This window comes from Embleya sp. NPDC005575 (assembly GCF_040605455.1).
In the GTDB taxonomy this organism is placed as follows: Bacteria; Actinomycetota; Actinomycetes; order Streptomycetales; family Streptomycetaceae; genus Embleya.
Genome location: NZ_JBEXCV010000100.1, coordinates 1 through 24,647, shown reverse-complemented (window position 1 = coordinate 24,647; position 24,647 = coordinate 1). Strand labels below are relative to the sequence as shown.

Genomic DNA, 24,647 nt, shown 5'->3' with positions numbered 1-24,647 from the left:
AGGTTCGCCGGGGTGCGGCCGAAGACGCGGCGACGGGGTGGTTCAGGCGGTGCGCCACACCGGTGCGTCGGAGCCCCAGGGGGTGGGTGGATCGGCCCATGCCGCGGGCAGCCCGGGCAGTTCGAACGGCGGCAGCGCGTGGGTGAGCGGCCCCACGGCCGTGTCGGTGGTGGTCAGATACGGGGCCGGGTCGTACGGCTCGGCGACCTCGGGCTCGTCGGGCGCGTGGGCGCCGGTCAACCAGCGGGCGGTGCGGGCCAGTGCGAGGTCGATCCTGCTGCCCCGGTGGTCGGCCAGGCGCAGCGTCAGGGCGCGCAGGACGGCCGCCGCGAGCAGGTATCCGGTGGCCCGGTCCAGTGCCTGGGTCGGCAGCGCGCCCGGGTCCGGCCGTTCGCCCGCCTCGATCCGGGCGATTCCGCAGGCGCCCTGGACCAGGCTGTCGAAGCCGCGGCGGTTGATCCACGGCCCGGGGCCCCACGCGTTGAAAGCGGCGGTGATCAGCCCCGGGTGCCGGGCGCCGAGCGTGTTCTGGTCCAGGCCCAGCGCGGCCATCGCGTCGGTGCGGTAGCCGGTGATCAACACATCGGCCCGGGAGAGCAGTTCGTCGAAGCGGGCGCGATCCGTGCGATCACGCAGGTCGAGCAGGGTGGAGCGTTTGCCGAACGCGTTGTCCCAGTACTCGCCCGGGTTCTCCGGCAGGTGCGGCGAGTCCACGCGCAGGACGTCGGCGCCCAGATGGGCGAGGGTGCGGGTGCCGGTGGGGCCGGCGAGCACCCGGGTCAGGTCCAGGATCCGGACGCCGGCGGCGGGTGCGGGGTCGCGCCTGAGGGACCACGGGTCGCCGACTGTGGTGCGGGTCAGCTCCAGCAGCGGCAGGGCGGCGATCGATGCGCCCTGCGGATGCGCGGCCCATTCGCTCGGTTCGCGCACGGCGAAGCCCAACGCGCCGTGGGCCGCGAGCAGTTCCTCGATCTGTGTGCCGGTGAGCCTGGCCAGTGCGTCGATCGCGGCGTCCACCGAGTCCACGCCGAGCGCGCTGAAGGCCGCGGCGCGGTGGTGCGGGTAGTTGCCGTGCAGGCGGACCCAGCCGTCGGCGCTGCGATGGAAGCGGGAGAGCGGGTGCATCGACACCAACGGCCGGCCGGCCAGGCGCAGATGCCGGTCGCTTGCCATCGCCGTGGCCGCGGCGCGGCTGTCCAGGACCACCGGTGCGGCGAAGGACGTGCCGCGAGCCGCGCCCAGTTCGCGCGCGGCGAGCGCGACGACGCCGATCGAGGCCTGGGCGAGTGCGGTCACCGGCAGCGCGGAGGAGAGGGTGTACTCGGGGCCGGTGAGGGTGATGTGCGCGCGGTCGGCGGGGTCGCCGCCGAGGGCGCGCCAGGCCTGTTCGAGGAGCTGCGCGGGGGTGGTACGCATCGAAGCCTCACGGTTCTCGCAACTATGGAGCCGGTGGGACCACCTGTTCGAGGAGCCCCTGAGGGCAAACTAGCGGGTGCCCGGTGCCCGAGTGTGTCCGCGTCCGCACTGTGGGCGTCCGGGCAAACGATTGGTCACTCGTTTGTGTAGGGGTTGTGCGGTTTGCCCCGTCGGGCGCGGTCGTGTTCGAGACTGAGGTCATGAGGCGCATCTGGGGGGAGGACGGCGGGTCGGGGTTGGGGTCGCACGACGCGCTCCTGAAGGACGCCCGGCTGAGCGTGCCGGCACGGGGCCTCGCGGTGTATCTGCTGTTGTTGCCGGACGGTGCCCGCCCGGACCCGCGAGTGTTGGGCACCCGTCCGGGCGAGAGCGCCGAGTCGATCGCGGGCTATCTGGACGAGTTGGCCGCGGCCGGCTACCTCACCCGGGTCCCGGGTCGGGGCGCGCACGGGCATGCGATCGAGGAGGTCCGGCTCGCGGCGAATCCTGGCGAGCACGCGGCTGCGGCGGGACGGCCGTTCCGCTGGGCGGGACCCGGGCATCGGGCGGGCGACTGAGCGTCGTTCGCGGGTGGGGCGGTCTACATGTCCTGCCAGGTCGGGGACCGGCGCTCGCGGAAGGCCGCGGCGGCCTCGGTCATGTTGCCGGTGAAGGTGCCGAGCACCTGGGTGCGGTTCTCCAGTTCGAGTTGCTGGCGCAGCGAGGTCGCGCCGATTCCGGACCACAGGCCCTTCTTGGTCATCCACACGCCGTACTCGCTGTTGGCGGCGATGCCCCGGGCCAGGTCCAGTGCGGCGGGCAGGTGTTCGCCGGCCGGCACGCGGGCGTTGAGTAGGCCGTAGGAGTCGGCTTCGGCGGCGTCGAAGTGCCGCCCGCTGAGCATCAGCTCGGCTGCGCGGGTGGGGCCGACCAGGCGCGGCAGCAGGTAGCTGGTGCCCACGTCGGCGGAGGACAGGCCGACCTTGATGAACACCGAGCCGAACCGGGTGCTCTCGTCCGCGACCCGCAGGTCGCAGGCCAGCGCCAGCGCCAGGCCGCCGCCGACGGCCGCGCCGTGCACGGCGGCGATCACCGGCTTCTCGCATTCGTGCACGGCCAGGATCAGTTCGGACAGGTGTTCCTGCGAACGGTAGACGTGTCCGACCGGGCCGCGGCCCTCGGCGTCGGGTGCGTGGTCCGGGTCGCCGGAGAGGTCGGCGCCGGAGCAGAAGCCGCGGCCCTCGCCGGTCAGCACGATCGCGCGCAGCCCGCGTTCGCGGTGCAGGCCGGCGAAGGCGGCCTTCAGGTCGCTCACCATGGTCGCGGAGAGCGCGTTGAGCCGGTCCGGCCGATCCAGTCGGACGATGGCGATGCGGGGTTCGGGACGCTCGATGCGCACGTATTTCATGTGACTCAGTCAAACATATTCACAGAGTGAAGGAAATGCCGTGAGGCGCCGCGCCGAAGGAAGTTACCTGCCGGTAGCATCGCGCCCATGACTGAATCGACGACCGACTTCGACGCCGTCGCCGAGGGCCTGCGCGCCTCGGTGCCCTTCGTGCGCACCCTCGGCCTGGAATTCGTGGAGCTCGCCGCCGACCGCGCCGTGCTGCGACTGCCGGACGAGTCCGCGCATCACAACCACATCGCCGGCCCGCACGCGGGCGCCATGTTCACTCTCGCCGAGTCCGCCTCCGGGGCGATCGTGCTCGCCGCGTTCGGCGACCAACTCCCGCGCGCGACGCCGCTCGCGGTGGACGCCGCGATCCGCTACCTCAAGGTCGCGCGCGGCCCGGTGCTGGCCGAGGCCCGCCTGGGCCGCCCCGCCGCCGACGTGGTCGCCGAACTGGACGCGGGCAAGCGCCCGGAGTTCGAGGTCGCGATCATCATCCGCGATGAAACGGGTACCACCACGGCGGAAATGACCGTTACCTGGACGCTGCGCCCCAACCGCGCCTGAGAGGCGCACACTGGCGCGGTGACCGGTGGACGTTTCCGGTCACGGCGCCAGGGCATGCAAGGGCCCGTGCCGGTCGGGAACGTCCCGATCATGTGTTTGCTTCGGGTTGGTGATGGTTTCTAATACTGCTCGGGTGACCGGGCCGATCGTGGTGGGCAAGGTGTCCCGCCGACTCAGGGCCCGCGAGGCGTGGCGACGTTGGCGCCGCGTGTTGCGGGCCCTGACGACCGCTCTCGTGGTGTTGTCCATCACGGTGGTCACCGGACTCGGCGTCGCGCGGGCCACCGTGCTCTCCGCCGACTGGTACGACGGCGTGCTCGAACGCGAGCACGCCTACGACCGGCTCTACGACGAGGTGCTGGTCGACCCCCGCCTCGCCGGGGTCACCAATGACCTGCTGGGCCGGCTGCCGATACCGCCCAACCAGGTCACCGCCAATCTGCGCCTGGTACTGCCACCGTCCACACTGCGTGGAATGGTGCGTGAGCAGGTCGGGCACACCGTCGGCTACCTGCGCGGCGACGAGCGCGAACTGCGGCTGGCCGTCGACCTCAAACCGGTGATCAACAACCTGGGCAAGGTCGCCGACGTGTTCGTCGGCGACCTCACCGGCGACGTACCCCGGGTGACGGAGGACAACGCGCCGGCGCTGGTGGACGGCGTGTCCAGGGCACTGGACGCGCTCGCGCAGGGTCGTCCGCCTGAGGCGCTGCCGGCGCTGAACCTGGACCCGGCCGCAGCTCCCGAGGTGGCCGACCTGATCCTGGCCCGGTTGCCGGCGGAGGCGCGCGCCCCGATCCGCGGGCAGGTGGTCGCCTCGCTGCGCGCCGACGATCTGGGCGGGGTGCTGGTGGCGGTCGTCCCGGCGATCTTCGGCGAGAAGGTTCGGCAGGCGCAGTTGGGCCTGACCGGCCTCTCGGGCGGTGGCACGTGGGACCTGACCCTGGATCTGCGGGCGAGCCAGGCCGACCGGGACACCAGGCTGAAGCTGGGCCAGCTCGAACAACTGCGCGCGATGACGGTGTTCGGCCTGGGCCGGCTGCTCATCGCGGCGAGCGTGACCGCGCTGCTGGGCCTGGTGGTGCTGTGGCGGACCGGGTCGGCGCGCGGCGCGGCCCGGCTGCGGCTGCCCGCGCTGGCCCTGGCGGGCGGCGGGCTGCTCGCCGGGGTGGGCTGCCTCATCGCGTGGGGCCTGCTGCCGCACGTGGTCTCCGAGAACCGGGACGGCTGGGCGCCCTCGGTGGTCCGGCTGACCGGCGACCTACAGGAGGCCGCGGCGCGCGACATCGTCGGGGTCTGGCTGGCCGCGGCGGCGGTGCCGCTGGTGTTCGGAGGGCTCACCTTCGGCGCCGTCGCGCTGTGGGACAAGCACAAGCACCGGCGGGCCGCGCCGGTGCGGCACACCACCCGGCAGGTGCTCACCTCCGGCGCTGCGGTGGTCGCGGCCGGGGCGATCGCGCTGACCATCTTCGTTCCGGTGCCCACCTCCGGGTCCGGCTCCGACGCCAAGCGCTGCAACGGGATGACCGAGCTGTGCAACCGGCGCTACGACCAGGTCGCCTACCTGGCCACGCACAACTCGATGTCCTCCACCGCCGCCCGCTTCCTCAGCCCGCTCCAGGACGCGGACATCGTCACCCAGTTGGACGCCGGCGTGCGCGGTTTGTTGGTGGACTCGTACACGTGGGAGGCCCCGGAGGAGGTGGCCGGCCGGCTCGCCGAATCGGACCTGGATCCCGAGTCGCGCAAGATCGTCGCCGGGGTGGTCAACGACGTCGCGCCGGCCCGACCCGGGCTGTGGTTGTGCCACTCGGTGTGCCGCGGCGGCGCGTTGCCGATGGTGGAGACGCTGCGCGCGGTGGGCCAGTGGATGGATCGCAACCCGCATGAAGTGGTCACCATGATCGTGCAGGACGCGATCACCGCGCAGCAGACCGAATGGGCGTTCCGCGAGGCGGGCCTGGAGCGACTGCTGTTCACGCCGGCGGCCGACCCGAGCGAGCCCTGGCCCACGCTCGGCTCGATGATCGAGAAGAACCGCCGGCTGGTGGTCTTCGCCGAACGCGCCGACGGGCCCGTGCCGTGGTACCGCAACTTCTACAAGTACGGGATGGAGACGCCGTACGCCTATGCGAGCCCGGCCGAGATGAACTGCTCGCCCAATCGCGGCGACGTGGACAAGCGGCTGTTCCTGCTGAACAACTTCATCACCTCCGCCGGCGGCAGCCGGCTCGACGCCGGACAGGTCAACTCGCGGCCCTTCCTGCTGGATCGGGCCCGCCGGTGCGAACGCGAACGCGGTGCGCAAGTGAACTTCGTCGCGGTCGACTTCGCCGGCATCGGCGACGCGAAAGGCGCCGTGGACGTGTTGAACATCACCCGGAAAACACACTGATGGATCGTCAATTTATCGACAGTCGAGGATCAGTAGGAGAGGCCGTGCCCGGTTTCGAAGAGCGGCTCCGCGTCCGCCGGCAGATCGCTGACGAGCCGGCCGGCGGGCGCGTAGCGGCCGAAGACGACGTCGAGCACACCCTCGTCGTCCGCGCCCCGGGTGCCCAGCAACGCGGCGCAGTAGCCGACCAGATCGGCCACCGCGGCCGGCCGATACAGGTCGATCACCGCGACCGTGGGCACCGACGCGGCGATGTCCACGATCCGTTCCAACTCGGCGCCGTGGTGGTCCTCGGGCAGGCGCAGCAGGGCCACATCGGCGTCCGCGAGGTCGGTCACCACGGTCGCGTAGCGGGCCGCGACGCCGGTGTCGACGTGCTCGGTGTACACGCGCAACGCGTCGCGCAGGGGTAGGGCCGGTCCGCCGCTCGTGCTGATCCGCGAGCTGATGCGGTTCGTGAGCAGCACGACGGCGTGCGGATCCCGATCCGTCATGGGTGAGCCCTCCTCCCGGCCGCGGCAGGCGCCGCCCTGACCCGGACCCTACGCGCCGGGGACGACGCCTCGGGCACCAGGTTGCCGGTGCCTACCCCGAACCCGCCCGCTCAGCCGGACGCGTCCAGCGCCGCGGCCGCGGTGCGGGCCAGCGCGACCAGCCGCTCGCGATCGACGACCGGGATGGTGATGTCGACCGAGGTGACCAGATCGCCGCGGGCGCGGGCGAAGGCGATGCCGTCGCCGCGCGCGGGATCGCGGTAGACCACCGCCGCGTCCGAGATCCCGGGCAGCGCCTCGTGCGGGCCCGGACCGGTGGCGGTCGAGCGCGCGGTGTCCAGCGGTCCGCCGACCATCGCCTGCGGCAACTGCCCGACGGTGACGGACAGTACGTGCCGGCCTCCGGAGTCGAGGTACTCGCAGGTACGCCCGGCGTCCGCGGACCTGGTGTGCACGGGGCCGACCGCGAGCACCTCCTCGACCCGGGTGGGCGAGAGCAGGTCGCAACTGTCGGCGGGTGATGTGCTGTTGCCCACCGGCGAGGGGGTGGGCCGGGGTGGTGCGCCCGCGTTGTCGCCGGGCGCGGGCGCGGAGACGGCCGCGTGCCGGGGCGGCGCGTCCGAGTCGTCGCAGCCGCCGAGCAGGCACGCCAGGCCCACCACCCCCACCAGGGTGGCGGTGGGCCCGACGCGCGCGGTCACAGCCGGCCGACCATCGTTCGGGCGATGCCGGCCAGGACGTCGGCCGACACGTCCTTGTCGCTGCGGCCGATGTAGACGTCCGCGTCCAGGTAGGTGTCGCCGAGCAGCTTGGCCCAGACCACGCCGTTGGAGGTCGAGTCGCGGTAGGTGAAGGCCGCGTCGCCCACGCCGGGCAGGGCCGTGGGGTTGTCACCGGTATCGATGGTGCCCTTGGCGGCCTGTTCGGCGGTGCTGTACTTGGCGTCGCTGGAGGACATCATCACGGTCATCATGGACAACCCTCGGGAGTCCCGGTAGTCGCAGAACGAGCTGCTCGAGCTCTTGAGCTTTTCGTCCACCTCCGCCTTGGCCACCGGCAGGCCGAGCAGTGTGGCCACCTCGGCCGCGGTGAAGAAGCGGCACGGATCGTTGATGTAGGGCCCGGTCGAACCGGTCGCCGGCCCCGAGGTGCCGGTCGAGGAGGCGCTCGACGAGGCCGTGGCCGAGGAGCTCGCGGACGCCGAGGCGCTGTCGGTGGGCGGCGCGGTGGTGCGGCGCGGCGGCTTGGTCGCGGTGCTCGTCGGTCGACCGGTCGGCTTGCTCGTCGGCGTCGGCTTGCCGGTCTCGAGGGCGCGAACGGTGTCCAGCGGCGACCTGTCGTTGTTGCCGCAGCCGGCGACGCCGGCGCCGACGGTCAGCGCGACGAGTACCGCAATCGCTCCCGTGCGGACAGTCCTGGTGCGCACTTTGGTGTTCCCCCCGGTGTTCGAAGTGCAGTCGTCCATGAGATGAACCTAGGGCCCGCGGCGTTTCCGAACGAGTGGTACCTCCCTTGGAAGTCGAGGGGGATGTGAGGGCGCGATAATGCGCCCATGACTTCCGCACCACACTCAACCACCCACCCGGGGGCTCGCGCGGTGACGCAGGCCGTGATCCTCGCCGGCGGACAGGGTTCCCGGCTGCGCCCCTATACCGACGATCGACCCAAGCCGATGGTGGAGATCCCCGGCACCGGCACGCCGATCATCGGACACCAGCTGCGCTGGCTGGCCGCCGAGGGCGTGCGCGATGTCGTGGTCTCCTGCGGGCACCTCGCGGAGGTGCTCCAGGACTGGCTCAAGAGTGCCGATCTGCCGGTACGCGTGGAGACCGTCGTGGAGACCGAGCCGCTGGGCCGGGGTGGCGGGTTGAAGTTCGCCGCCGCGGCGCTGCCGCGCCCGGACGAGCCGTGGTACGCCACCAACGGCGACATCTGGACCCGGTTCTCGCTCACCGAGATGGCCGCCTTCCATCACGAGCGCACCGCGCTGGCCACGCTCGCGCTGGCCCGGCCCAGGATTCCGTGGGGGGTGGTGGAGACCGACAAGTACGGCCACGTCCTGGACTTCATCGAGGCGCCGCCCTCGCCGTACCTGATCAATGCGGGTGTGTACGTGTTCGCGCCCGAGTTCACCGCGCTGCTGCCGGACATCGGCGACCACGAGCGCACCACGTTCCCCGGGCTCGCCCGGGCCCAGCGGCTGGCGGGATTCCCCATCCCGCAGGGCGCCTACTGGCGGGCGATCGACACCGCCAAGGATCTGTCCGAGGCGGCCAGGGAGCTGCGCGGCGACGGCTGAGCGCTCCTCCTTCGGGTCGAACGGGTCCGTCCCCAGCCGCTCGGCGGCCGGGGACGGACCGTTCTCCCGGGGTTTCCTGGCGGCTTCCTCCGTCAGCGAGTGGGTTGGTCGGGGTCTCTTGTGCGCGCTTCCCGTGACCCCCGCGGCCACGGGTTTGAGCGTACTGAGCTACTCGGTGGCCGCGGTGTCAGGACGTGATGCCCGCGCGGGCACCCGGGTTGGCGGTGTCGCGCACCACCCGCAGCCCGTCCAGCAGACCGGCGAGCTGACCCTCGGTCAGCGGGTCGATCAGCCAGGTCTGCAACAGTTCGACATGGCCGGGCAGGACGCCGCCTATTCGGTCCGCGCCGTCGCGGGTGAGCACGGCGAACAGTGCTCGGCGGTCGGTGGGACAGTTCTCCCGGGCGACCAGTCCTTCCTTCTCCAGGCGATCCACCACCCGAGTCACCCCGGATGTGGACAGCGACGTCTGGGCGGCGAGGTCGCTCATTCGCAAGCGTTGCTCGGCCGAGCGGGACAGCCGGACCAACACGTTGAAGTCCACCGTGGACAGACCGTGCTCGCCCAACTGCGGACCGAGTCGGTTCATCAGGCCGGTGTAGACCTCCACGAGGAGTCCCATGGCGGTGATGCGGGGATCGTCGAAGGGTGTAGCGCGCGTGGTCGTCGAAGAGGCGGGGGATGCGGCTCTCGGGGGAGTGTGCATGCCTCCATCATAGCCAGTAGTTGATGTGCGGAATATCTTTGCTCAAGCTATTGCTTGGGTCGATATCCGCGAAGCAATAACATCTCCCCGAGGAGTGCGACATGACCTCCACGACGCCCCGCCGCGACTGGGAAGGGCTCACGATCCCGACGGCCGGCACGTACACGCTCGATGCGGCCCACACCCGCGTCGGGTTCACGGCGCGGCACTTGATGGTGAGCAAGGTGCGCGGGCAGTTCACCGAATTCTCCGGCGAGATCACCGTCGCCGAGGACCCGATGGCCTCCCGGGTCGAAGCCACGATCTCCACCGCGAGCATGACCACCGGCCAGAAGGACCGCGACGCCCACCTGGCGAGCGCGGACTTCATGGAGGCGGAGAAGTATCCGCAGATGACCTTCCGCACGCTGCGCCTGAGCGGCCGCAGCGGCAACGAGTTCACCCTGCTCGGCGAGCTGACCATCAAGGGCATCGCCCGCGAGGTCGAACTCGCGGTCGAGCTGGAGGGTCTGGCGACCAGCCCGTGGGGGCAGGAGGTGCTCGCGTTCACCGCGACCACCGAGATCAACCGCGAGGACTTCGGGATGACCTGGAACCAGGCGCTGGAGAGCGGCGGCGTGCTGGTCTCGAAGAAGATCAGGATCGAGATCGAGGGCGAGGCCATCCGCCAGGAGGGCTGAGCCTCCATTCGACGGGACATGCCGAGGGCCGGGCGCGACGCGCCCGGCCCTCGGCATGCGATCGGCGGCTTCGGCCGGCTCCTCCCGGCGGCTTCAGGCTCGGCGGCTCGCCAGGAACGCGTCCACCTGCTCGTGGATGTAGGCCACGTCCTCCGCGTCCATCCGGTGGTTCATCGGCACGATCAGCGCCTGCTCCATCACCCGGTCGGCGTTCGGGTAGCCGGCCGGGTCGGCGCGATGCGCGATGTCCTTGAAGCCCGGCTGGCGCAGGATGTTGCCCGACCACACGGTGCGGGTGGACACCCCGCGCTCCTCCAGCCACGCCTGCATCTCGCCGCGGGTGAAGGACAATCCCTCGTTCAACAGGATGGGGAAGTTGAGCCATCCCGTCTCCAGACCGTCGGTCTGCCGCGGCGCGGTGAACTCGGGGCGCGCGTCGAAGTAGGCGTGATGCGCCGCGAAGTGCGCCTGGCGGGTGGCCAGGAACCGGGGGAGCTTGGCGAGTTGGGCCAGACCGAAGGCGGCGCCCAGCTCGGAGGGCTCGAAGTTCCAGCCGATCTCGTCGAAGATGAACAGATTGTCGTACAGCACGCCGTCGATCTCCTCGAAGAAGTCGCGGTTGCCGCGCTTGGAGCCGAACAACTGCAACTCGCTGCGCCTACCCCAGCGCCGCAGCATCAGGCCCCGGTCGCGCAGGTCCTCGTCGTCGGTGAGCACCATGCCGCCGTTGCCCGCGCAGGTGATGATGTGCGACATCGCGAAACTGGTCACCGAGATGTCCGCGCGGGTACCCGTCGGCGTCCCGCGCAAGGTGGCGCCGAGCGCGTCGCAGGAGTCCTCGATCACCTTGAGGCCGTGCCGATCCGCGATCGTGCGGATCACGTCCCAGTCGGGGGCGTTGCCCGCGAGGTTGGGGGTCAGGATCGCCCGGGTGCGTGGGCCGATCAGGGCCTCGATCCGGGCCGGGTCGATCTGGTAGGTGTCCGGCTCGACGTCCGCGAGCACCGGCACCAGACTGGCCTTGACCATCGGTGCGATGTCCGTGGAAAAGGTCAGCGTGGAGGTGACGATCTCGTCCCCGGGGGACAGCCGCAGCAGTTCGATCGCGAGGTAGAGCGCGGAGGAACCCGAGTTGCACATCAGGCCGTTGCGCTTGCCGAACAACTCCGCGACGCGCGCCTCCATGGCCGCCACGTTGCGTCCGATGCCCATCGCCGAGGGCGGCCCGTTCAGCACCGCCAACATTGCGTCGATCTCGCTCTGGTCGTGCACGCTGCCGGCGTACGGGATCTTGCGCATGAGTGCCTACCCTCGTGGTGATGTCGCGATCGCAGCGAGGCTGACGGAGCGTCAGCTGACGATGTGTCATAGCTATCATGGCTATGATGGACGAACAAGACGACGGGAGCTGAGCGTGCGCTACACCACTGTGGGCAAATCGGGTCTGAAGGTCTCCGCGATCGGCCTCGGCTGCAACAACTTCGGCATGCGGATCGACCAGGACGGTGCCGACAAGGTGGTCGGCGCCGCGCTCGACGCGGGAGTGACCCTGTTCGACACCGCCGACATGTACGGCGGCGGACAATCCGAGGTGCTGCTGGGCAAGGCGCTGGGCAACCGCCGCGAGGACGTGGTCGTGGCGACCAAGTTCGGCGCGAAGGTGACCGAGGGGCCGTACGGCCGCGGCTCCTCGCGCCGGCACATCGTGCGCAGCTGCGAAGGCAGCCTCCGGCGCCTGGGCACCGACCACATCGACCTCTACTACCAGCACTACGCCGACCCCGAGACCCCGATCGAGGAGACCCTCGGCGCGCTCGACGACCTGGTCCGGGCGGGCAAGGTGCGCTACGCGGGCACCTCCAACCTGGCCGCGTGGCAACTCGCCGACGCCGCACACCTCGCGGGCTCGACCCGCTTCGTCGCCGCGCAGATCGAGTGGAGCCTGCTGGACCGCACCGTCGAGCGGGACATGGTGCCCGCCGCCCGACACTTCGGCGTCGGCGTCATCCCGTACTTCCCTCTCGCGTCCGGCCTGCTCAGCGGCAAATATCGGCGCGGCGAGGAGTTTCCCCGGGACAGCCGGTTCGCGACCATCCCGTCCTTCGCCCGAAATGTCGCCACCGACGAGAACTTCGCCATCGTCGAACGACTCACCGCCTACGCCGAGAGCCAGGATCTGACCCTGCTCCGACTCGCACTCTCCTGGCTGTCCGCGCAACCCGAGGTGGCCTCCGTCCTGGTCGGCGCGACCCGCCCCGAGCAGGCGTCGGCCAACGCCGCCGCGGTCGTGGAACTGACCGCGACCCAGGTCGCCGAGGTCGCCGAACTCGCCGCGGCGGTACCGGCGTGAACCCGGAGGCGCAGCCGGTCCGCGCCGGCACCGAGCGATCCCTGCGCAACGCCGGCATCGCGGACGAGCTCGCCCGCCGGCTGCGTCGCCGGATCCTGGACGGGCCGCTGCGCGACGGGGACATGCTGCCCAAGCAGGACGACCTGATCGCCGAGTTCGGCGTCGGGCGCACCACGCTGCGGCAGGCGTTTCGAATCCTGGAGACCGAGGGCCTGATCACCGTCAAACGCGGCAACACCGGCGGTGCGGTGGTACACGTCCCGCAACCCGCGGACGCGGCCCACATGTTCGGCATGGTGATGCACGCGCGCCAGGTCCGCCTGGACGACCTGGCGCAGGCGCTGCGCCGCCTGGAGCCGGTCTGCGCGGCGCTGTGCGCGGCGCGTCCGGACCGGGCCACCGAGGTGCTGCCGTGGTTGCGCGAGGTGCACGCGCGGATGGAACGCGCGGTCGAGGACGGGCCGGCCTACATCCGGGCCGGGCGAGACTTCCACGAGGCGCTCGTGTTGTTGTGCGGCAACGAGACGATGAAGATCCTGCTCGGTGCGGTCGAGGTGTTGTGGGCGCAGCAGGAGCGGGAGTGGGCCCAGGAGGCGCTGGCCGATACGGGGGAGCGGGTTCGACGCGCGGGATTGCGTGATCACGAGCGGTTGATCGCGCTGATCGAGGCCGGCGACGAGAGCGAGGTCTACCGCGAGTCGGTACGACACCTTGAGGCGGCACAGGACTACCCCTTGCGGGGCCGCGGCGGAGCGCCCATCACATCGACCTGAAGTCGGCCTCAAGCGCCGGCCGGGCTGGGTTCGCCTCAAGCGCCGGCCGGGCTGGGTGGCCTCAAGCGCCGGCCGGGCTGGGTTCGCCTCAAGTGCCGGCGGGGCTGGGTTCGCCTCAAGCGCCGGCGGGGCTGGGTGGCCTCAAGCGCCGGCGGGGCTGGTTGGCCTCAAGCGCCGGCGGGGCTGGTTGGCCTCATGCGCCGGCGGGGCTGGTTGGCCTCAAGCGCCGGCGGGGCTGGGTGGGCTCATGCGCCGGCGGGGCTGGGTTCGCCTCAAACGCCGGCGGGGCTGGGTGGGCTCATGCGCCGGCCGGGCTGGGTTCGCCTCAAGTGCCGGCGGGGCTGGTTCGGCCCGGGGGGCTGAGGTTCGTGGGTGTGGTCGGGTGGGCCGAGCCCGACCGCAGCCAAATCAGCCCGGCCGGCGTTTGAGGCCGAGTAGCCCGGCCGGCGCATGAGGCCAATCGGCCGAAGGCCGGTTCGGTGCAGCGCCATGCGGCGACGAGCACCGCAACCTAGCGGCCACGCCAGAGCGCGCCCAGGACGTCGCCGTTGAGGCGGCCGATGACGCCCAGCGGGATGCCCTTGGGGCACACCGCGGTGCATTCTCCGGTGTTCGTGCAGCCGCCGAAGTCCGCCTCGTCGTGGGCGTGGATCATTGCCTCGACGCGCGTGTCCTGCTCCACCCTGCCCTGCGGCAACAGCCCCAGGTGGGTGGACTTCGCCGCGGTGAACAACATCGCCGAGCCGTTCGGGCACGCCGCCACGCACGCGCCGCAGCCGATACAGGTCGCGGCCTCGAACGCGGCGTCCGCGTCGGCCTTGGGAATCGGCGTCGCGTGCGCCTCGGGGGCCGAGCCGGTGGGCGCGGTCACGTACCCGCCCGCCTCGATGATCCGGTCCAGGCCCGAGCGGTCCACCACCAGGTCCTTGACCACCGGGAAGGCCGCCGCACGCCACGGCTCGACATCGATGGTCTGTCCGTCGCGAAAGTGCCGCAGGTGCAACTGGCAGGTCGTGGTGGCCTTCTGCGGCCCGTGCGGCACCCCGTCGATGACCAGGCTGCACGCACCGCAGATGCCCTCGCGGCAGTCGTGGTCGAAGGCCACCGGCTCGTCGCCGCTCTCGGTGAGCCGCTCGTTGAGCACGTCCAGCAGTTCCAGGAACGACATGTCCGCCGACGCGTCCGGCACGTCGTAGGCGACCATGCCGCCCCGGTCCGCGGGACCCTTCTGCCGCCAGATGCGCAGGGTGAGTTTCACGCGTAATTCCTTGTGGCCGGAGTGACGTTGTCGAAGGTGAGTTGCTCGCGGTGCAGGATCGGCGGGCCGTCCGTGTACTCCCACGCGGCGACGTAGGCGAATGCCTCGTCGTCTCGGGCCGCCTCGCCGCCGGGGCTCTGGTGCTCGGCGCGGAAGTGGCCGCCGCAGGACTCCTCGCGGTGCAGTGCGTCCAGGCACATCAGCTCGGCGAGTTCGAGGAAGTCGGCGACCCGGCCGGCCTTCTCCAGCGCCTGATTCAACCCCGCTCCGGTGCCCGGCACCCGCAGCCGCGACCAGAACTGCGCGCGCAGCTCCGGGATCCGGGCCAGCGCTTCGCGCAGCCCGGCCGCGTCGCGCTCCATGCCGCACTTCTCCCACATCAGCAGACCCAGCTCGCGGTGGAAGTGGTCCGCGGACAGGTCTCCGTCGATCGCGAGCAGCCGCTTGACCCGATCCTGGACGCCCGCCTCGGTGGCCACCAGCTCCGGATCGTCCGCGTCCACCGGTGCGAACGGCCCCGCCGCGAGGTAGTGGGTGAGCGTGGTCGGCAGCACGAAGTAGCCGTCGGCCAGACCCTGCATGAGCGCCGAGGCGCCCAGCCGGTTCGCGCCGTGGTCGGAGAAGTTCGCCTCGCCGATCACGAACAGGCCCGGGATGGTGGACTGGAGGTCGTAGTCGACCCACAACCCGCCCATCGTGTAGTGCACCGCCGGGTAGATCCGCATCGGCACGGTGTACGGGTCCTCACCGGTGATCCGCTCGTACATCGAGAAGAGGTTGCCGTACTTCTCCTCGACGGCCGGTGCACCCAGCCGCTCGATGGCGTCCGCGAAGTCGAGGTAGACGCCCAGCCCGCCCGGTCCCACGCCGCGCCCCTCGTCGCAGACCCGCTTGGCCGCGCGCGAGGCGATGTCGCGCGGGACGAGGTTGCCGAAGGCCGGGTACATGCGCTCCAGGAAGTAGTCCCGCTCCGCCGCCGGGATGTCGCCCGGCGCGCGGCCGTCGCCGCCGGCGGTGGGCACCCACACCCGGCCGTCGTTGCGCAACGACTCGCTCATCAGGGTGAGTTTGGACTGATGCTCTCCGGAGACCGGGATGCAGGTCGGGTGGATCTGGGTGAAACACGGATTGGCGAACAGCGCGCCGCGCCGATGCGCGCGCCACACCGCGCTCGCGTTGCAGCCCATCGCGTTCGTGGACAGGAAGTAGGCGTTGCCGTAGCCGCCGGTGGCCAGTACGACCGCCTCGGCCAGGTGGGTGGATACCTCGCCGGTGACCAGGTCGCGCACCACCACGCCGCGGGCCCGCCCCTCCACCACCACCAGATCGAGCATCTCGGTGCGCGCGTGCACCGTGACGTTGCCGGCCGCGACCTGGCGCGCCATCGCCTGGTAGGCGCCGAGCAGCAGTTGTTGGCCGGTCTGGCCACGCGCGTAGAAGGTCCGGGAGACCTGGGCGCCACCGAACGAGCGAGTGTCCAGCAGGCCGCCGTAGTCACGCGCGAACGGCACGCCCTGCGCGACGCACTGGTCGATGATCCGGGTGCTGACCTCGGCCAGTCGGTGCACATTGGACTCGCGGGCGCGGAAGTCGCCGCCCTTGATGGTGTCCTTGAACAGTCGGGCCACACTGTCGCCGTCGCCGCGGTAGTTCTTGGCGGCGTTGATGCCGCCCTGCGCGGCGATGCTGTGCGCCCGGCGCGGCGAGTCCTGGTAGCAGAACGAGGTGACCGGGTGGCCGAGTTCGGCCAGCGTCGCGGCGGCGGAAGCGCCGGCCAGGCCGGTGCCGACCACGATCACCGGGAGGCGGCGCCGGTTCGCCGGGTTGACCAGCCGCGCGGCCAGTCGGCGTTGCTCCCAGCGCTCGGCCAGGTTGCCGGCGGGGGCGGCGTGGTCGGCGATCTCCGCGCCGACGGTGTAGCGCGCGTACTCGGTGCGTCCGGCTGACTCGGCGTTCTCGGCGTACTCGGTGTGCGGATCCATCACGTTCACCCCACGATTCCCACGGTCACGGCGAACGGCACGGACAGGAATCCGACCGTCATCAGTACGGCGTAGCCGGTCGCGATCCGGGCGATCAGCCGTTCGGTCCCCGGTCGTTGCCGACCGAGGGTGCGCGTCATGCTCCACACGCCGTGCCGCAGGTGGAAGCCGACCGCGACGACCGCGACCGTGTAGATCGTGGTGATGTACCAGTGCTCGAAGTCGGCGGTGACGTTCGTGTACGGCTTCCCGGAGGCGCCGACCGGGTTGGCCACCCCGACGGTGAGGTCGAGCAGGTGGTAGACCACGAACAGGGCGATGATCACGCCGCCCCAGCGCATCGTGCGAGCCGCGTACGAGCCCCGCACCGGCGGGCGGTGCACGTACTTGACCGGCCGGGCCCGGTGGGCGCGCCGGGTGAGCAGAATCGCCATCGCCATGTGCACGACCACACTCACCGTCAGTGCCGCGCGAATGATCCACAGCGTGCCCTCGTGCGGGACCAGCGGTTCACCGATGGTGCGCAGCCAGTGGGCGTAGTGATCGAAGCTCGACTCGCCGAAGAAGATCTTCAGATTGCCCAGCATGTGGGCGGTCAGATAGGCAAGGAGCACGGCACCGCTGAGCGCCATCGCGATTTTCATCACGACGGTCGAGCGGTGCGACGCTCCCTGCCTGCGCCGCCCGGCGGATGCGGGAGCGCGGGTCAGGGTCGCCATGCGTTCGACGGTAGGCGGACCAAGGTCATGCCGTCCAAGACCGGAAATGCCTGGTTCCGATAGCCGATGGCTATGCAAGGCTTGACGCATGCAGTTTCAGCAGCTCGTCTACTTTGTCGCGGTCGCCGAGACCCGGCACTTCACCCGCGCGGCGGCGCGCACGCACGTCGCCCAGCCGTCGTTGTCCAAGCAGATTCGGGCCCTGGAGCACGAGCTGGGTGCCGAGTTGTTCACGCGCGTACGCGGAAACATCGCGTTGACCCCGGCAGGGGAGCGGCTGTTGCCGATCGCGCGGCGGATCCTGGCGGACGTGGACGTGGCGTACTTGGAGGTGGCCGAACTGGTCGGGCTGCGCTCGGGCCGGGTACGGATCGGCGCCACGCCGTCGTTGTCGGCGAGCCTGCTGGCCGAGGTGTTGCGCAGCTTCCAGGAGCGCTACGCGGGCATCCGGCTCTTGGTCGACGAGAACGGCTCGCGCGACCTGGTGCGCTCGCTGCTGCGCGGTGACCTGGATCTGGCGCTGATCGTGGTGCCGCCGCAGGGGGTGGGCGCGGCGCTGACCACCGAGCCGCTGCTGCGCGAGGATCTGGTGCTCGCGGGAACGCCGCCGGTGGCCGGTGCCACGGTGCCCATCGAGGCGCTGCGCGGGGTGCGGCTGGTGATGTTCCGGGACGGCTACGACCTTCGCGAGGCGACTTTGACGGCGTGTCACGATGCGGGTTTCGAGCCGGAGTTCGCGATCGAGGGAGGCGAGATGGACGCGGTGCTGCGGTTCGTCGAGGTGGGCCTGGGGCCGGCTATCGTGCCGAGCATGGTGCTGGCCGGGCGGCCGGGCCTGACCGCGACGCCGCTCACCCCGCCGGGCCTGTCCCGCACCATCGCCCTCGCGCACCGCAGCGACGCCGCGCTCACCCACGCGGCGCGCGCCTTCCGGGACGAACTGCGCGCCTTCCTGGTCCCGGCGCGGCTTCCGGCGGGAGTCGAGCGGATCGGCGGCGCCGATGCGTGATCCACGGCCGGCGGGCGGATGGGACAGCAGCCCGTTCGACTACGAAATCGCCTGCCGATTCGCCCGGATGGAGACCGCGTCGGGGCTCGCCGACCACCCCGTCCACAAGTTCATGCCGCGCCCGTCCGGAGCCCCGGCGGCGGGCGACCGATCCGATACCTCGCCGCCGATGGCGTAGCGGGTCTCAGCCCAGCGGCATGATCAGGCAGGTCGTGGTCGCGGTGGCGAGCAACCGACCTTGGTGGTCGGTGAGTTCGGCCTCGGCGGTGCGGATGGTGCGACCCCGGTGGATCACCCGGCCCTCGGCGCGCAGCTTGCTGCCGTCCAGCGGGCCCGGGCGCAGGTAGCGCACCGAGATGTCCAGCGACGTGTAGCCGGTGGCGGGCGGCAGTGTGGTGTGCACCGCGCAGGCCATCGCGGAGTCGAGCAGGGTGGCCGCGATGCCGCCGTGCATGGTGCCGATCGGGTTGGCGAACTCGGGGCGCGCGGATGCGCTGAACACGATTCGACCGTCCTCGACCTCTTCCGGCTCCATGCCGATGAACGGGCCGATTCCCGTGGGCATGCCGTGTTCCCGCAATGCCTGGAGTTGCTCCAGACCGGTCGGTCCCGCAGTCGACGACGTAGTGCTCATCCCGAACCCCTCATCTGAGTTGACGTCGTCAAGTTGACAACGTCAACTCGATGGCTGTCAAACTGGGCTCGTGCCTCCCACAAGCCGATCCCGCACTCGCGCCCGTCCCGGCGACGGGGCGCTGCTGCGTGACGAGATCCTGCGCGCGGCGACCGCGCTGCTGGAGGAGGCGGGCGACGAGTCCGCGCTGACGCTCCGCGCGGTGGCCGCGCGGGTGGGTGTGACGACTCCGTCGGTATACCTGCACTTCGCGAGCAAGCAGGACCTGGTCGAGGCGGTCTGCCTCGCGGTGTGGGAGGACCTCGGGCGGCGGATGCGCGAGGTGGGGGCCGGCGTCGAGGACCCGTATCAGTCGATGCGCCGGCGCGGTGCCGCGTTCGTTCGCTTCGGGCTCGAACACCCGGTGCAGTACCGCCTGTTGATGATGCGGCCGCAGTCCGACACGCAGACCGGGTGGACCGCGGCGAACGCGTGCCTGGCCTACGTCGGCGAGGCGATCCAGCCGTGTCTGGACGCGGGTGTCCTGGTCGGCGACCCGACCCGGTTGACCCTGCAGATGCTCGCGGCGCTGCACGGCCTGGTCGCGCTGTACCTCGCGCAGCCGGACTATCCGTGGCCGGACGACGTGGAGACGATGGCGGACGAGGTGACCCGGATGGCCGGGTTGGGCTCGGCGCTCGCCGGACGGCTGCGCGGTCCCGGGCCTGCGCCGAGCACGAGCGCGTTCGCGGCGGGCTTCGACGCGCTGGCGCAGGCGCTGCACGGAGCGGAGGGCGCGAACCCGGCCGCGACGCTCGACCCGAAAGACACCGAACCCCCGGACGGCGAAACGCCGGGCACCGAACCCCCGAACGGCACACCCGAGGGCGCCGAGCCCTCGGGCGGCGGGCCGCTCCCGTAGCGGCAGGCGGGGGAGGCGGCCACGCGCCCGGTGGGCGTCGGGGTCAGTGACCCTTGCGCTTGTCCGCCTGCTTCTTCACCTTGTCCACGATGGACTTGACCTTGTCCGGGTTCTTCTTGGCGTAGTCGGTCGCCTTCTTGATCAGCTTGTCGAGACCGGCCATGACGCCACTCCTTGTTCGGTACGGGGCGGTGGTGGCACCGCCGCCGTGCTGTTTCGTGCCCTGGTTCAGGATCAACCGCCGCCCGGGTCGAATCGTTCCCCCGGATTCGACGTCAGGGCCGCATCGAAGACGATGCGGCCCTGCTGCACGGCGCGTGCGGGTCGTACACCCGGGTGCAATCCCGGGAATCGGCTCAGACGTTGACGCCGAAGTCCTTCGCGATGCCGGCGAGACCCGAGGCGTAACCCTGGCCGACCGCGCGGAACTTCCACTCGTTGCCGTTGCGGTACAGCTCACCGAAGACCATCGCGGTCTCGGTGGACGCGTCCTCGGTGAGGTCGTAGCGCGCGAGCTCGTTGTTGTCCGCGCGGTTGACGACCCGGATGTACGCGTTGCGCACCTGGCCGAAGGACTGGTCCCGGGCCACCGCGTCGTGGATGGACACCGGGAAGACGACCCGCTGGACGTCGGCCGGCACGGACGCGAGGTCGACGTTGACGGTCTCGTCGTCACCCTCGCCCTCACCGGTGAGGTTGTCACCGGTGTGCTGGACCGAGCCGTCGGGGCTGGTCAGGTTGTTGTAGAAGACGAAGTGCAGATCGGACAGCACCCGACCGTCGTTGCCGAGCAGCAGTGCGCTCGCGTCGAGGTCGAAGTCCGCACCGGTCGTGCTGCGCGCATCCCATCCGAGACCCACCGCGACCGCGGTGAGGCCGGGCGCGGCCTTGGACAGGGATACGTTGCCGCCCTTGGCGAGACTGACTCCCATGGCAGTGCTTCCTTCCCTCGTGCATATCGGGGTACAGGCGGATCGGGTGATCACGCGACGGCCGCCCGATGGGTAAATCTACAGGACTGTAGAAGTCCGGCGTGCGCCGGCGCGACGTGCGCATGTCGTGTGACGTGCGATCGCCAATGCAGTGATACCCCATCCCACCATCGACGGACGACAACGGGCAGCCGAACTCTCGGTACAGGTCCGTCGTTTCGGCCACATCCGCGCGGATTCACGCACCCGCGGGCGCTGTCCGCCCCCGGCCGGGCACCCGCGCGGACAGCCGGAACGCCTCGCCGACGACGCCGGCGGTGAGCGTCCCGCCCAGTGTCGCCAGCCGCCCGTCGAGCGAACGCAGCCCCAGGCCCGCCCCGATCGGCGCGTGACCGACGCCTGCGCGGACGCCGTCGTTGGTCAGGACCAGGACGACCGTACCGTCCGGCTCGACCGTCGCGGTGATCGCGCACCGGCTCGCGGCGCTGTGCCGCAACACGTTGGTGGCATCCTCGCGCAACACGGTCGCCGGCACGGTGTCGGTGCCGGTGGGCAACTCGCCCACGTCGACGGCGATCTCCACCACCATCCCGGCCCCGGCCGGCACGTCCCGGGCGGCGCGCGCCTCCACCGCCAACGACATCCCGCGATACCCGCCCGCGACCGTGCCCACGTCGGCCGGCGCCTGTCGGGCCATCGCCAGGCCCTCGGCGAGTTGGGTCGCCGCAGACTCCGGGTCGCGCTCGGCCAGGCGCAGCGCCAGTTGACTCTTGAGCACCAGCGCGGACAGGCTGAACCCGAGCAGATCGTGCAGGTCGTGCCCGAACCGCAGCCGCTCGCGGGTCACGTGCGCGGCGGCCAACTCGATCCGGGCCACGCACAACGCCCGTGCGAGGTCGGCCATCCGGACCAGCCCGTACACCAGCGCCGCGCTGGGGGTGTGCGGTTGCTGCCGGGTGTTCGTGGCTCTTGAGTGGATGGGCGGTGAGGACCGGGAAAGTTTGGGCGGGGCCGATGAGTTTTTCGGTGGGAAGCCGTCCAACCCTTCGACGACATCGAGACGTACGAGATGGGGCGCATCATGGCCACGATGATCTTTGTGAACCTGCCGGTGAAGGACCTCGCGAAGGCGACCGCGTTCTACGCTGCGCTCGGGTTCGAGCAGAACGCGCAGTTCAGTGACGAGAAGGCGAGCTCGTTTGCGATCAGTGACACGATCCACCTGATGGTGCTCGCCGAGCCCTTCTTCAAGACCTTCACCAAGAAGGAGGTCGCCGACGCGACGCGGACCACCGAGGCGATCGTGTGTCTGAGCGCGGAGAGCCGCGAGGGTGTCGACGCGTTGGTCGAGAAGGCGTTCGCGGCCGGGGCGGGCAAGTCGAACGACACGATGGATGAGGGGTTCATGTACGGCCGCAGCTTCCAGGACCCGGACGGGCACCTGTGGGAGGTCGTGTACATGGACATGTCGGCGATGCCCGCGCAGGCCTGATCGCGACACCCCCTGCATCGCGACAGCCCCTGCTCTCCCGTTGCGGGCCGGCCTCCGAGTCGGCCCGCCGGCGTGTTCGGACCGGCCCCGCGGGAGGCCCGGCCGCCCGGAGCCCGAGGGTCACCCCACAAGCGCCGGCAGCAGCACGCGGAAGGCCGCGCCCGCGCCGGGGGACGTGCGTACCTCCACTCGGCCGCCGTGGGCGTTGACCAGGGCGGCGACGATGGCCAGGCCCAGGCCCGAGCCGCCGCCCGCGGCGCGGCTGCGGGAGGAGTCGACGCGGTAGAAGCGTTCGAAGACGCGTTGGGCGTCGGCAGGGGCCAGGCCGGGGCCGGCGTCGGTGACCTCCAGGACCGCGCACGGGTCCGGGGCGGGGGTTCGGCCCACCGCGATGCGGATCGCGGTTCCGGTCGGGGTGTGGGTCAGCGCGTTGGAGACCAGGTTGGCCACCACCTGACGCAGCCGCGACTCGTCGCCGAAGACGGTCACCGGATGGGCTGCGCCGCCGTCCAACCCGGTGAGGGTCACCGAGCGGTCCGGGGCCAGCGTCTTGATGTCGTGCACCGCGTCGGCGGCCAGGATGCGCAGGTCCACCGGCTCGTTGCCAAGGGGGCGCTGCTCGTCCAGGCGGGCCAGTTGCAGCAGGTCCTCGACCAGGCCGCCCATCCGGATCGCCTCGTCCTCGATCCGGCGCATGGTGCGGGCCACCTCGGCCGGATCCGTCAGCGCGCCCATCCGGTACAACTCGGCGAAGCCGCGCACGCTGGCCAGCGGGGTGCGCAGTTCGTGGCCGGCGTCGGCGACGAATCGGCGCATCCGGGTCTCCGACTCGGCCCGGGCCGCGAACGCGGTCTCGATCTGCGCGAGCATGCCGTTGATCGACGTGGACAGCCGGCCGATCTCGGTTCCGGGCGCGGGTACCGGGACCCGATGCGAGAGGTCCCCGGCCGCGATCGCCGCCGCCGTCTCCTCGATCCGGCGCAGCGGGCGCAGGCCGCCGCGCAGCGCGAACCAGCCGGCCGCCGCCAGTACGGCCAGGCAGGTCAGGCCGATCACCAGGCACACCGTGCGCATCCGGTCCACCGTGGCCCGTACGTCGTTCATCGGCTGGGCCAGCACCACGCTGCCCTCGCCGCCCGCCATCGGCACCGCGAGCACCCGCCAGCGCGCGCCGCCGGTCACCGAGTCGGTCTCGAACGGGCGTCGGTTCAGGGCCAGGACCGCCGCGATGTCCAGCCTCGGCAACCGCGGCCCCAGTTCCTCCTCGGTGCCCGGCGAGCGGATTCGCTGGCGGGTATCGCCGTCCGGATACAGGTACTCGGCCACGATTCGGCTCGGCAGGATTCCGGGCGCCCGGCCGCGGTTGCCCGACGGGCCGCCGCGCTGCTCGCCGGGGCCCTCCGGCAGGCGGAATGCCATCCCGTGCGCGGCCTGGCCCAGTTGCCGGTCCACCTGATCGGTGAGGTAGCCGCGCAGTGAACCCACCACGACCGTCTGGCTGACCAACAGCGCGACGGCGACCAGGGCCATCGCGATGATCAGGACCCGGACGCGCAGCGAGGACCGGCTCGGGTGCGGGAGGCGCATCGGCGCGCCGTCAGACCGTCGGTTGCGGGCGGCGCAGCACGTAGCCGACGCCGCGCACGGTGTGGATCAACTTGCAACCGCCGACGTCCAGTTCGACCTTGCGTCGCAGATAGCTGATGTAGGACTCGACGATGCTCAGGTCGCCGCCGAAGTCGTACTGCCAGACGTGGTCCAGGATCTGGGTCTTGGACACCACCCGGCCGGTGTTGAGCATCAGGTAGCGCAGCAGCTTGAACTCCGTGGGTGAGAGCGGCACGGGCCGGCCGCCGCGCAATACCTCGTGGCCGTCCGGGTCGAGTTCGAGGTCGGCGACCACAATCCGGTTCGAGGGTGTCGGCACGCCCGCGCCGCCGTCCACCCGGCGCAGCACCGCGTGGATGCGGGCGATCAACTCCTCCAGGCTGAACGGCTTGGTGACGTAGTCGTCCCCGCCCAGGGTCAATCCGGTGATTTTGTCCTTGGTGGTGTCCTTGGCGGTCAGGAACAACACCGGCAGGTGGGTCCCGTCGGCGCGCAGCCGGCGGACCACCTCGAAGCCGTCCATGTCCGGGAGCATCACATCGAGCACAACCAGGCTCGGCCGACAGCGTGCCACCGCCGCCAGCGCGTCCGCGCCGTCCGCCGCCGAGTCGACCTCGAATCCGGCGAAGCGCAGGCTGGCGGACAGGAGTTCGCGGATGTTGGGCTCGTCGTCGACGACCAGTAGGCGGGCCCGGGCGCCGACCTCGACGGGCGAAGCCACGTCAGCCCGCTCCGCCCGTGCCGTTGCCCGCGCCGCCGCCGGCCCCGGGACGTCCGGCCGCGCCGGTGCCCTCGGTGACCGAGGTGGCGGTCACGGAGCCGTCGGCGCCGGTGGCGCCGCGCACCACGACGGCGTCGCCGGGCTTGAGGTCGACGGTCTTGCCGTCGCGGACGACCTGGATCCTGGTACCGGCATCGGTTTTCACCTTGATGATGTTGCCGGCCGAATCTGAGACGTAGATGAAAGAGTTGTCCACAACTTTCACGGTGCCGGTGGTGAGGTCCGCGCCGGCGCCGGTGCCGGCCGTGCCGCCGCCGGTGCGGCCGGTGCCCGGTTGGC

The 24,647-nt window shown here is 71.2% G+C and carries 25 protein-coding genes and 1 pseudogene; 10 read left to right on the top strand and 16 right to left on the bottom strand.

Going from position 1 to position 24,647, the window contains the following annotated elements; translation table 11 throughout:
* Positions 1 to 42 precede the first annotated feature (42 nt).
* The gene (locus ABZS54_RS28275) at positions 43 to 1,416 is read right to left on the bottom strand and encodes a CoA transferase (RefSeq protein ID WP_355541972.1); all 1,374 of its coding nucleotides are present in this window, start codon (positions 1,414 to 1,416) and stop codon (positions 43 to 45) included.
* A 200-nt stretch (positions 1,417 to 1,616) separates the two neighbouring features.
* Here ABZS54_RS28275 and ABZS54_RS28270 point away from each other — a divergent pair, with 200 nt between their 5' ends.
* Positions 1,617 to 1,973: a hypothetical protein gene (locus tag ABZS54_RS28270; protein ID WP_355541969.1), complete on the top strand. Its 357-nt coding sequence runs from the start codon at positions 1,617 to 1,619 to the stop codon at positions 1,971 to 1,973.
* A gap of 23 nt (positions 1,974 to 1,996) precedes the next feature.
* Here ABZS54_RS28270 and ABZS54_RS28265 read toward each other — a convergent pair whose 3' ends face one another.
* Positions 1,997 to 2,803, bottom strand: a complete 807-nt coding sequence (locus ABZS54_RS28265; protein WP_355541966.1) for an enoyl-CoA hydratase-related protein — start codon at positions 2,801 to 2,803, stop codon at positions 1,997 to 1,999.
* An 87-nt stretch (positions 2,804 to 2,890) separates the two neighbouring features.
* Between ABZS54_RS28265 and ABZS54_RS28260 the strand changes: the two genes are divergently transcribed.
* Together ABZS54_RS28260 and ABZS54_RS28255 are read left to right on the top strand one after the other, a co-directional pair.
* Positions 2,891 to 3,355 carry a DUF4442 domain-containing protein gene (locus tag ABZS54_RS28260; protein ID WP_355541963.1) on the top strand — a complete coding sequence of 155 codons (465 nt, stop codon included), beginning with the start codon at positions 2,891 to 2,893 and terminating at the stop codon, positions 3,353 to 3,355.
* 133 nt (positions 3,356 to 3,488) lie between these two features.
* A complete protein-coding gene (locus ABZS54_RS28255; RefSeq protein WP_355541960.1) occupies positions 3,489 to 5,750 on the top strand; it encodes a hypothetical protein in 2,262 nt (753 codons plus the stop codon).
* A gap of 29 nt (positions 5,751 to 5,779) precedes the next feature.
* On the opposite strand, the gene ABZS54_RS28250 is transcribed toward ABZS54_RS28255, so the two are convergent.
* From ABZS54_RS28250 to ABZS54_RS28240, 3 genes are all read right to left on the bottom strand, one after another.
* Positions 5,780 to 6,244, bottom strand: a complete 465-nt coding sequence (locus ABZS54_RS28250) for a hypothetical protein (protein WP_355541958.1) — start codon at positions 6,242 to 6,244, stop codon at positions 5,780 to 5,782.
* A 110-nt stretch (positions 6,245 to 6,354) separates the two neighbouring features.
* Entirely contained in the window at positions 6,355 to 6,945 is a 591-nt protein-coding gene (locus ABZS54_RS28245) for a DUF3558 family protein (protein WP_355541955.1), read from the bottom strand.
* Positions 6,942 to 7,670 carry a hypothetical protein gene (locus tag ABZS54_RS28240; RefSeq protein ID WP_355541952.1) on the bottom strand — a complete coding sequence of 243 codons (729 nt, stop codon included), beginning with the start codon at positions 7,668 to 7,670 and terminating at the stop codon, positions 6,942 to 6,944. The genes ABZS54_RS28245 and ABZS54_RS28240 overlap by 4 nt, the downstream gene beginning before the upstream one ends.
* Before the next feature lie 126 nt (positions 7,671 to 7,796).
* Here ABZS54_RS28240 and ABZS54_RS28235 point away from each other — a divergent pair, with 126 nt between their 5' ends.
* Positions 7,797 to 8,543 (top strand): nucleotidyltransferase family protein, encoded by a 747-nt coding sequence (locus tag ABZS54_RS28235; protein WP_355541949.1) that lies wholly within the window; start codon positions 7,797 to 7,799, stop codon positions 8,541 to 8,543.
* A 187-nt stretch (positions 8,544 to 8,730) separates the two neighbouring features.
* Here ABZS54_RS28235 and ABZS54_RS28230 read toward each other — a convergent pair whose 3' ends face one another.
* Positions 8,731 to 9,165, bottom strand: coding sequence for a MarR family transcriptional regulator (locus ABZS54_RS28230; protein ID WP_355541946.1), 435 nt, complete (start codon positions 9,163 to 9,165; stop codon positions 8,731 to 8,733).
* A gap of 185 nt (positions 9,166 to 9,350) precedes the next feature.
* Between ABZS54_RS28230 and ABZS54_RS28225 the strand changes: the two genes are divergently transcribed.
* Positions 9,351 to 9,929 carry a YceI family protein gene (locus ABZS54_RS28225; protein ID WP_355541943.1) on the top strand — a complete coding sequence of 193 codons (579 nt, stop codon included), beginning with the start codon at positions 9,351 to 9,353 and terminating at the stop codon, positions 9,927 to 9,929.
* A gap of 93 nt (positions 9,930 to 10,022) precedes the next feature.
* On the opposite strand, the gene ABZS54_RS28220 is transcribed toward ABZS54_RS28225, so the two are convergent.
* Complete coding sequence (locus tag ABZS54_RS28220; protein WP_355541940.1) at positions 10,023 to 11,228, bottom strand: DegT/DnrJ/EryC1/StrS family aminotransferase; 1,206 nt, start codon at positions 11,226 to 11,228, stop codon at positions 10,023 to 10,025.
* A gap of 115 nt (positions 11,229 to 11,343) precedes the next feature.
* Here ABZS54_RS28220 and ABZS54_RS28215 point away from each other — a divergent pair, with 115 nt between their 5' ends.
* Positions 11,344 to 12,279, top strand: coding sequence for an aldo/keto reductase (locus ABZS54_RS28215; RefSeq protein ID WP_355541937.1), 936 nt, complete (start codon positions 11,344 to 11,346; stop codon positions 12,277 to 12,279).
* Entirely contained in the window at positions 12,276 to 13,052 is a 777-nt protein-coding gene (locus tag ABZS54_RS28210) for an FCD domain-containing protein (protein ID WP_355541934.1), read from the top strand. Before ABZS54_RS28215 ends, ABZS54_RS28210 begins: the two co-directional genes overlap by 4 nt.
* A 511-nt stretch (positions 13,053 to 13,563) precedes the next feature.
* Here the strand turns inward: ABZS54_RS28210 and ABZS54_RS28205 are convergent.
* From ABZS54_RS28205 to ABZS54_RS28195, 3 genes are read right to left on the bottom strand one after another with little or no spacing between them, the layout of a single operon-like run.
* A complete protein-coding gene (locus ABZS54_RS28205) occupies positions 13,564 to 14,310 on the bottom strand; it encodes a succinate dehydrogenase/fumarate reductase iron-sulfur subunit (protein ID WP_355541932.1) in 747 nt (248 codons plus the stop codon).
* Positions 14,307 to 16,292 carry a fumarate reductase/succinate dehydrogenase flavoprotein subunit gene (locus ABZS54_RS28200; protein WP_355541930.1) on the bottom strand — a complete coding sequence of 662 codons (1,986 nt, stop codon included), beginning with the start codon at positions 16,290 to 16,292 and terminating at the stop codon, positions 14,307 to 14,309. Before ABZS54_RS28200 ends, ABZS54_RS28205 begins: the two co-directional genes overlap by 4 nt.
* Positions 16,293 to 16,297: 5 nt before the next feature.
* Positions 16,298 to 17,011 carry a succinate dehydrogenase cytochrome b subunit gene (locus tag ABZS54_RS28195; protein ID WP_355541928.1) on the bottom strand — a complete coding sequence of 238 codons (714 nt, stop codon included), beginning with the start codon at positions 17,009 to 17,011 and terminating at the stop codon, positions 16,298 to 16,300.
* A gap of 88 nt (positions 17,012 to 17,099) precedes the next feature.
* On the opposite strand from ABZS54_RS28195, the gene ABZS54_RS28190 reads away from it, so the two are divergent.
* A complete protein-coding gene (locus ABZS54_RS28190) occupies positions 17,100 to 18,020 on the top strand; it encodes a LysR family transcriptional regulator (RefSeq protein ID WP_355541926.1) in 921 nt (306 codons plus the stop codon).
* Between the two features lie 184 nt (positions 18,021 to 18,204).
* Here the strand turns inward: ABZS54_RS28190 and ABZS54_RS28185 are convergent, their stop codons facing one another.
* Complete coding sequence (locus ABZS54_RS28185) at positions 18,205 to 18,654, bottom strand: PaaI family thioesterase (RefSeq protein WP_355541924.1); 450 nt, start codon at positions 18,652 to 18,654, stop codon at positions 18,205 to 18,207.
* Between the two features lie 70 nt (positions 18,655 to 18,724).
* Between ABZS54_RS28185 and ABZS54_RS28180 the strand changes: the two genes are divergently transcribed.
* A complete protein-coding gene (locus tag ABZS54_RS28180) occupies positions 18,725 to 19,555 on the top strand; it encodes a TetR/AcrR family transcriptional regulator (RefSeq protein WP_355541921.1) in 831 nt (276 codons plus the stop codon).
* A gap of 356 nt (positions 19,556 to 19,911) precedes the next feature.
* On the opposite strand, the gene ABZS54_RS28175 is transcribed toward ABZS54_RS28180, so the two are convergent.
* Complete coding sequence (locus ABZS54_RS28175) at positions 19,912 to 20,487, bottom strand: TerD family protein (protein ID WP_020548622.1); 576 nt, start codon at positions 20,485 to 20,487, stop codon at positions 19,912 to 19,914.
* A gap of 238 nt (positions 20,488 to 20,725) precedes the next feature.
* Positions 20,726 to 21,391, bottom strand: a complete 666-nt coding sequence (locus ABZS54_RS28170) for a histidine kinase (RefSeq protein ID WP_355541918.1) — start codon at positions 21,389 to 21,391, stop codon at positions 20,726 to 20,728.
* 177 nt (positions 21,392 to 21,568) lie between these two features.
* On the opposite strand from ABZS54_RS28170, the gene ABZS54_RS28165 reads away from it, so the two are divergent.
* Positions 21,569 to 21,979, top strand: coding sequence for a VOC family protein (locus ABZS54_RS28165; protein WP_355541915.1), 411 nt, complete (start codon positions 21,569 to 21,571; stop codon positions 21,977 to 21,979).
* A 120-nt stretch (positions 21,980 to 22,099) separates the two neighbouring features.
* Here ABZS54_RS28165 and ABZS54_RS28160 read toward each other — a convergent pair whose 3' ends face one another.
* The 3 genes and pseudogenes from ABZS54_RS28160 to ABZS54_RS28150 form a co-directional block, all read right to left on the bottom strand.
* Positions 22,100 to 23,566, bottom strand: coding sequence for an ATP-binding protein (locus ABZS54_RS28160; RefSeq protein ID WP_355541912.1), 1,467 nt, complete (start codon positions 23,564 to 23,566; stop codon positions 22,100 to 22,102).
* A gap of 10 nt (positions 23,567 to 23,576) precedes the next feature.
* Positions 23,577 to 24,308: a response regulator transcription factor gene (locus tag ABZS54_RS28155; RefSeq protein WP_355541909.1), complete on the bottom strand. Its 732-nt coding sequence runs from the start codon at positions 24,306 to 24,308 to the stop codon at positions 23,577 to 23,579.
* Between the two features lies 1 nt (position 24,309).
* A pseudogene (locus tag ABZS54_RS28150) lies at positions 24,310 to 24,647 on the bottom strand (hypothetical protein); the annotation flags it as partial.